Raw genomic sequence first — 663 nt, forward strand, 5'->3', positions numbered from 1 at the left:
CGGCCGCGCTGCGCGAGCCGCCCGGCGCGCAGGCGCTGGCGGCGGGCCTGGCTGCCCTGCAAGGCTGCGAGGCGGCCTGCGTGCTGCCGTCGACCCTGCACCTGTTCTGGGACCTGTTCGGCATGCTGGCTGCCGAGCGGCTGGTGAGCCTCGTCGATGGCGGCAGCTACGCCATCGCGCGCTGGGGCGCCGAGCGGGCGCAGGCGCTGGGTTTGCCGCTGCGCTTGTTTCCCAGCGGCGATATGGCGGCGCTGCGGCGCCTGGCGGCGGCCTGGGGCAGGCAGGGGCGGCGCCCGTTGATCCTGGCCGACGGCTATGTGCCGGGCAGCGACCAGGTCTTGCCGCTGGCCGCTTATGCGGCCCTGGCGCGCCAGGGCGGCGGCTATCTGCTGCTGGACGACACACAGGTGCTGGGCGTGGCGGGCGCGCAAGGCGGCGGCTCGGCGCGGCTGCACGGCTTGCAGGGCGCTTACGACGCGGCGGGCGGCCATGTGATCGTCGGCGCCTCGCTGGCCAAGGGCTTTGGCGTGCCGCTGGCCGTGCTGGCGGGCAGCGGCGGCTTGTTGCATCGCTTTGCGGCGCACAGCCAGACGCGCGTGCATGCCAGTCCGCCGTCGGCCGCCGTGCTTGCCGCGGCGCAGCGGGCCATGGCGCTCAATGCGC

Annotated in this window: 1 pseudogene; it reads left to right on the forward strand. The window is 75.6% G+C overall.

Annotation, left to right across the window (positions count from 1 at the left end):
- Positions 1 to 663, forward strand: a pseudogene (locus tag CBW66_RS29185) (8-amino-7-oxononanoate synthase); the annotation flags it as partial.

Source organism: Janthinobacterium sp. GW456P (assembly GCF_002127655.1).
Lineage (GTDB): Bacteria > Pseudomonadota > Gammaproteobacteria > Burkholderiales > Burkholderiaceae_D > Janthinobacterium.